At 75.9% G+C, this 6455-nt stretch carries 5 protein-coding genes; 4 read left to right on the top strand and 1 reads right to left on the bottom strand.

All coding sequences use genetic code 11. The features are described 5' to 3' along the window. Positions 1-391: 391 nt before the first annotated feature. From ACZ4A5_RS29250 to ACZ4A5_RS29235, 4 genes are all read left to right on the top strand, one after another. Positions 392-571 carry an SPOR domain-containing protein gene (locus ACZ4A5_RS29250; protein ID WP_467590698.1) on the top strand — a complete coding sequence of 60 codons (180 nt, stop codon included), beginning with the start codon at positions 392-394 and terminating at the stop codon, positions 569-571. A gap of 54 nt (positions 572-625) precedes the next feature. Next, positions 626-1027 carry a (deoxy)nucleoside triphosphate pyrophosphohydrolase gene (locus tag ACZ4A5_RS29245; protein WP_467590695.1) on the top strand — a complete coding sequence of 134 codons (402 nt, stop codon included), beginning with the start codon at positions 626-628 and terminating at the stop codon, positions 1025-1027. Between the two features lie 188 nt (positions 1028-1215). Further along, a complete protein-coding gene (locus ACZ4A5_RS29240; protein ID WP_361528819.1) occupies positions 1216-1635 on the top strand; it encodes an ATP-binding protein in 420 nt (139 codons plus the stop codon). 192 nt (positions 1636-1827) lie between these two features. Then, the gene (locus tag ACZ4A5_RS29235) at positions 1828-4344 is read left to right on the top strand and encodes a SpoIIE family protein phosphatase (RefSeq protein WP_467590701.1); all 2517 of its coding nucleotides are present in this window, start codon (positions 1828-1830) and stop codon (positions 4342-4344) included. A 19-nt stretch (positions 4345-4363) separates the two neighbouring features. Here the strand turns inward: ACZ4A5_RS29235 and ACZ4A5_RS29230 are convergent, their stop codons facing one another. Continuing rightward, on the bottom strand, positions 4364-6373 hold the full coding sequence (locus ACZ4A5_RS29230) for a TPM domain-containing protein (protein WP_467590692.1): 2010 nt from the start codon (positions 6371-6373) through the stop codon (positions 4364-4366). Positions 6374-6455 lie beyond the last annotated feature (82 nt).

The following is a 6455-nucleotide window of genomic DNA, read 5'->3' as shown; positions in this document are numbered from 1 at the left end:
ACCTCCCCCCCCCCCCCCCCCCCCCCCCCCCCACCCCCCCCCCCCCCCCCCCCCACCCCCCCCCACCCCCCCCCCCCCCCCCCCCCCCCCCCCCCCCCCCCCCCCCCCCCCCCCCCCCCCCCCCCCCCCCCCCCCCCCCCCCCCCCCTGCGGCGTCCTTGGGGACATCCGGCGGGCGTGGGTGCGCATGCCTTTGGCAAGTCCGGGTAACGGCCAGGAGCGGCTTCGGGGGCGAGGGTGGGTGCCGCGTGGCCAAATGCGTACCTCTTCGTGAAAAAGCGTATCCGCTGAGTAAAGGTCGGGCGTAGGCTCGGGCATATGCGGACTGCGGTTTCTCCGGGAAACGCCAGACGGTATGCGCCGGTGCGCGCGACGGCGGGAAGGCGGGGGCGATGACTGACAGCGGACCGGTCCTTCCCTGGCTGGTGATCCGCCAGGAGGACAACGGCAACCGCTACCGTGTCGGGCGTTACGCCACGAAGACGGAGGCCGAGGAGGTCGCCGAGCGGCTCGACGCCGGCGGCCGCCGCCAGCTCTATGTCGTGGTGCGGGTGGGGCGCGCGGTGTCCTGAGCGGCCCGTGGCCCCGCGAGGGCGCGCCGCCGGCCACCGCATAGGCTGCGGCTCATGACGACGGCGCGTGTGGTGGTGGGCGGAGCGGTGTTCGACCGAGGGCGGCTGCTCGCCGCGCGGCGCAGCGCGCCGCCCGAGCTGGCCGGCCGCTGGGAGCTGCCCGGAGGCAAGCTCGAACCCGGCGAGACGGCCGAACAGGCGCTGGTCCGCGAGCTGCGCGAGGAGCTGGGCGTCGAGGTCGAGCCGCTGGAGCGGATCGCGGGCGAGTGGCCCCTGCGCCCGCCCTTCGTGCTTCAGGTGTGGACGGCGAAGCTCGTCGCGGGCACCGCGCGCCCGCTCCAGGACCACGACGAGGTGCGCTGGCTGTCGCCCGCGAGCGCCGACGAGGTCGACTGGCTGGACGAGGACAGGCCCGCGGTCGCCGCGGCGGTCCGCCTGCTGGCCGGGGGTACGTGAGGCCGCGTCCCTCCCCGGAGGGGCCCGTACGCCGCCGCGGTCGGTCAAATGCCCGCCGGGGCGTACTCCATCCGTGTCACAGACCCCCTTCACCGCCGCCGGGAAGATAGTCGGCCTGACATACCGGGTATGTGCTGATTATTCTCCCCGAACCGGGCGTGCCCGGTGGGGTCGCAGCGGGCTGGGAAGTGATCGGCGTGAGCGACAGCGCAGGGACCTTGGCGTCCACGCCCGGATTCGCCGAGTGGAGCTTCCCCGCCGAGGCGGGCGCCGTGCGCACGGCCCGCACGCTCGTGCGCGACACCCTGCGCGAATGGGGCCTGGAGGCGGTCACCGACGTGACGGTGCTGCTGGTCAGCGAGCTGGTCACCAACTCCCTGCGGTACGCGAGCGGCCCCATCGGCGTACGGATGTACTCCCGCGCCGGTCCCACCCTGCTCGTCGAGGTCTCCGACCCGCTGCCCGACCCGCCCCGCGAGCGCGCGGCCCACCCCGACGACGAGGGCGGACGTGGCCTGCAATTGGTGGCATGTACGTCGCGTCGCTGGGGAACGCGCCGGGGTAACACCGGTAAGACCGTGTGGTTCGAGCTGGGCCTGCCCGGTTAGGAAACCCCCGGGGGAGACATAGCGGGTCGAGACCGTGCTGTGATCGTGAAGTCCGTGTTCCGAGAGGCCCCTGTGCTGGATACTCGGGCTTCTGATGCCGGTGCGAGCACATGAGCCGGAGGGGACGGGCACGTGAGCGAAAAGCCAGCGGGTACGGCGAGCGGTACGCCGGAGGACACACAGGCCGCGGCGATGTGGCAGAACAGCCCGCCGGGATCCCTCTACGACTACATCCGCGTGGCCTCGTTCTCCCTGGGCGCCGACGGGCGCATCCAGCAGTGGAGCGAGCGCGCGGCGGAGCTCTTCGGAATAGCGGCCCGGCACGCCGTCGGCAAGGATCCCCTGGAGATCTTCGCCCCGGCCGCCCCGGGGGCGGGCCGCGGCCGGGGCCCCGCCGCCCCCTTCCTCGGCGAGGGCGGGCTCGACGGCCGGGAGTGGACGGGCCTCGTGCCCTATCCGCGCGGCGAACGGCCGCCGGGGCTGGCCGAGATCTATGTGATGCCCACCGAGGACGAGGACGGCGCCCGCGGCGCGCTCTGCGTGGCCGTGGACGCCTGGGCGCTGCGCGGAATAGAGACCGACATCGCGGCCGCCGAGGCCGTTTTCGGCCAATCTCCCCTGGGATTCTTCTTCTTCGGCACGGACCTCACCCTGCTCCGCGTCAACGAGAGCTTCGCCCAGACCTTCGGCCGCCCCGCGGCCTGGCACCGCGGCCGCACCCCGCACGACTTCCTGCCGCGCGGCGAGGCCGAGCGGCTGACCGCGGCGCTGCGCCAAGTCCTCGACACCGGGCGGCCGGTGTCCGACATCCAGCTCGTGGGGCCGGTCCCCGGGCAGAGCGAGCGCCGCCGCTGGTCCGTCTCGCTCTACCGGCTGCACAGCGGCAGCGGGCGGCCCATCGGGGTGGCCGCCCTCGCCACCGACGTCACCGGCCGCCGCCGGGCGGAGCGTGAGGCGGCGGGCGTGCGCCGCAACCTCGCGCTGCTCAACGAGGCGGGCGCGCGCATCGGCAACTCCCTGGACCTGGAGACCACCGCGCGCGAGCTGCTGGACGTCGCCGTCCCCCAGTTCTGCGACCTCGCCTCCGTCGACCTCTACCAGGGCCTCCTCGTGGGCGACGAGGCGCCGCCCGGCCTCGCCGACGGCAGCGGCGAGCTGCGGCGCGTCGCGTACGCCAGCGCGGTCTCCGGCGCGCCCGTGGACGGCGCCGACAAACCCGTGCAGGTCGGCGAGGTGCACCGCTACGCCTTCCACTCGCCCTACGCCGCCGCCCTGCGCACCGCGCAGGTGCAGCCGGTGCCGAACCGCGAGCGTGAGGACGGCCCGGAGCTGGGCGCCGTCGTGCACTCCACCCTCGCCGTGCCGATGGTCGCCCGGGACACGGTGGTGGGCCTGGCGCGGTTCTCCCGCACGAAGGGCAGCGAGCCGTTCGGCGAGCGCGACACCGCGCTCGCCGTGGAGCTCGCGGCGCGCGCCGCGGTCTGCATCGACAACGCCTGGCTCTACCGGCGCGAGCACGAGCGCGCGCTCATCCTCCAGCGCAGCCTGCTGCCCCCGGGCGACCCCGACGCCGCCGGGCTGGACATCGCCTGCCGCTATCTGCCGGCCAACGCGGCCACCGAGGTGGGCGGCGACTGGTTCGACGTCATCGAGCTGCCCGGCCACCGCACCGCCCTGGTCGTCGGTGACGTCATGGGCCGCGGCCTGCGGGCCGCCGTCGCCATGGGCGAACTCCGCACGGCCGTGCGCACGCTGGCCATGCTCGACCTGGAGCCCGCCGAGGTGCTCTCCGCGCTCGACGAGATCGCCCACGGCCTGGGCAGGCCGGGCGGCAAGCAGTCCGCCTCGCGGGGCGTGCGCGGCGGCGTGCGGGCGGCCGACCTCTCCGAGGTCTATCTGGCCACGTGCGTCTACGCCGTCTACGACCCGGTCACCCGGCGCTGCACGGTCGCCAACGCCGGGCACCTGCCGCCGGTCCTCGTCGAGGCGGGCGAGCCCGCGCTCCTGCTGGACGTGCCGCCCGGCATGCCGCTCGGCGTCGGCGGCGAGCCCTTCGAGCAGGTGGAGATCGACCTGCCCGACCGCGCGCTGCTCGTCCTCTACACCGACGGCCTCGTGGAGTCCCGCGACCATCCGCTGGACGAGGGCCTGGAGGCGTTCCGGGACGCCCTCACCGACCCCTCCCGCCCGCTGGAGGACGTCTGCGATCACGTCCTGGGCGCGCTGGACACCCACCACGGCGAGGACGACATCGCGCTGCTCATGGCGCGGCTGCGCGGCCTGCCCGCCGACTGCGTCGGCGACTGGACGCTGCCGCCCGACGCCCGCTCCGTGGCGCGGGCCCGGGAGCTGGCGCGCGAACAGCTGCTCTCCTGGGGCCTGGAGAGCCTCGTGGACACCACCGAGCTGCTGGTCAGCGAGCTGGCCACGAACGCCCTGCGATACGGCGAGGGCGAGATCCGGCTGCGGCTGCTCCTCGACCGGACGCTGGTGTGCGAGGTCTGGGACGGGGGGCTCGTCCAGCCCCGGCGGCGCCGGGCGCGCGACACGGACGAAGGGGGGCGCGGGCTCCAGCTCGTGGGGCTGCTCAGCGCGGCGTGGGGCAGCCGCCGCACGCCCCACGGCAAGACGGTGTGGTTCGAGCTGGCCCTGCCGGACGGCGACACGCCCACGCCGGACGCGGTGGAGGCGCTGATGAGCCTGTACTGACCGGCGGCCGCGTGGCACCTCACTCCGCCGCCAGCCGCCCCCTCGTGGCGCCGCCGCCGAACGTCGCCGGGAGGAGGCCCGTCAGGATGATGCCGCCCAGCAGCGCGCCGCACAGGGCGCGCGCCGGGTGGGGGGTGTGGGGGTCGTACGGGGTGGCGTAGTCGGAGACGTCGTGCTCGGCGAGGGCGCGGGCCTGGCGGGCCAGGGAGTCCGCGTCGCCGGTCACGTGCAGCACCGCCGGGCCGCCCCTGGGCACCAGGGCGCGGGCCGTGGCCAGATGGCGCTCCGCCTCGGCCAGCCGGGTGCGGGCGCGGCAGCCGATCGCGCCCCGGTGGGTGCTGATGAAGTCCCGCGCCGCCGCGACCTCGCTCCGCGCGGCGCTCAGCGCCCGCTCCACGCGCCGCCGGGCGCGCCCCTCGTCGGCGAGGGCCCCGGCCTCCGCGTCGAGGACTCCAGCCGTCTCCTGGAGGCGCCGCAGCACCGCCCGCGGGTCGTACCGCCCGCTCGCGATGTGCCGGTGGGCCTCCGCCAGCGCCTGTTCGGCGTCCGCCACCCGCCCCTCGTCCGCCGTGCCGGTGGCCAGGGCCTCGGCCAGGCTCGCCTCCGCGTCGGCCAGGGCGGCCGGCAGCCGGGCGGCCGTGCCGGTGAGCTCGCGGGCGCGGCGCAGCGCCGAGGTGGTGAGCGTGCGGGCCTGCGCGAGGGCGGCCTCGGCGGCGCGCAGCGAGATCGCCGCGCCGTCCGTGTCGCCCTCCGCCAGGGAGCGGCGCGCCTCGGCCAGGCCCGCCGTGGCGAAGGCGAGGCGGTCACGGGCCTCGGCGGGGTGCCGGGCCACGGGGGAGAGCGCGGCCTTGGTGCAGCACTCGGCGAGCGCGGCGAGCGCGGCCTGTGCGGTGTCGACGCGCGGCCCGAGCGCCCGCGCGATCTCCTCGGCGTGCTCCAGGATGCCGGTGGCGTTGACCTTCAGGGCCCGCAGCCGGTCGAAGGCGGCGGACTCCGCGTCCAGCCGGCGGTTGGCGCTGGTGCAGTGGGAGCAGATCTCGTCCAGGGTGCGGCGGCGGATCTCGTCGTCCTCGTACGGCGCGTCGTCCAGGCCCTGCCGCAGCCGGAAGGCGTAGGCGAGCTCGCTTCGCGCGTAGGCGACGGCCTCGGCGAAGGGACGGGTGGCCGACTTGCCCAACTGCGCCGTGGTGAAGAGGAGCTCCTCGGCGCTCGTGCGGACCGCGTCGTCGGTCTCGACGAGGCTGCGCGCCGCCTCGGCCTCCAGTTCGGGCAGCGGGGTGAGCGGCTGGGCCAGACGGGCGAGCCCGGGTGGGGTCGAGGTGGCGACGGTGGGCCGTGCCCGCCGGGCGGCGCGGCGGTGGGCGGCCCGGCGGGAGCAGAAGCAGAGGTAGAGGCCGGTGAGCAGGGCCAGGACGCCCACCGTCACCGGCAGCCACACCCGGCGGTGGCCCGGCACGAGCCCGTCGCCGCCCGGGTCGCTGCTGCCCGGTGAGATCGCGGGGAGCCGCACCGGCTTGCCCTGGAGCACGGCGCCGTAGCCCTCGGCGGCGCCGATGGCCGCGCCCGCCCAGTCGTGCTGGGCCAGGGCGGGCGCGATGGCGGTGGCGGAGACGTTCTTCAGCTGTTCCTGGCGGAAGCCGGAGTCCGGGGCGGCGGAGACCGCGTACTGCCGGTCGTGCGTGGCGATGGCGAGCAGCACGTCGTGCGGGCCCAGGCCGTTGCGGTCGGCGGTGGCGTTGGCCCAGTCGTGCCCGGAGCGGCCGGAGAAGTCGCGTACGTAAGTGACGTACAGCTGGATGTGGTGGGCGGTGTGCAGCCGGTTGAGCGCCGTGTTGACCTGCGAACGGCGCTGGCCCAGCGCGCCCACGGTGTCGGTGATCCGGCCGCCGGTGTCCAGGTCGAGGGGCGTGTCGGCGTGGGCTCCCGGGCCGGGGAACGTGAGCGCGCACAGCGTGAGGAGGGCGAGGGGGGCCCTGATCCGGGCCCGGCCCGGCGCCCCCGGCCCGTACCGCCTGGAAAGCCGTGTCACATTTGGGAGCGTATGGCGGTACTGCCCGACTCGCTACCGGGAGCTCGGAGCCCTCCACGGAGCGTGTTCGCGCCCGGCTCGC

The sequence above is a fragment of the Streptomyces sp. NPDC025618 genome (assembly GCF_055558795.1).
The sequence above is the reverse complement of the archived record's forward strand: the minus strand, read 5'-3'. Positions and strand labels throughout refer to the sequence as shown.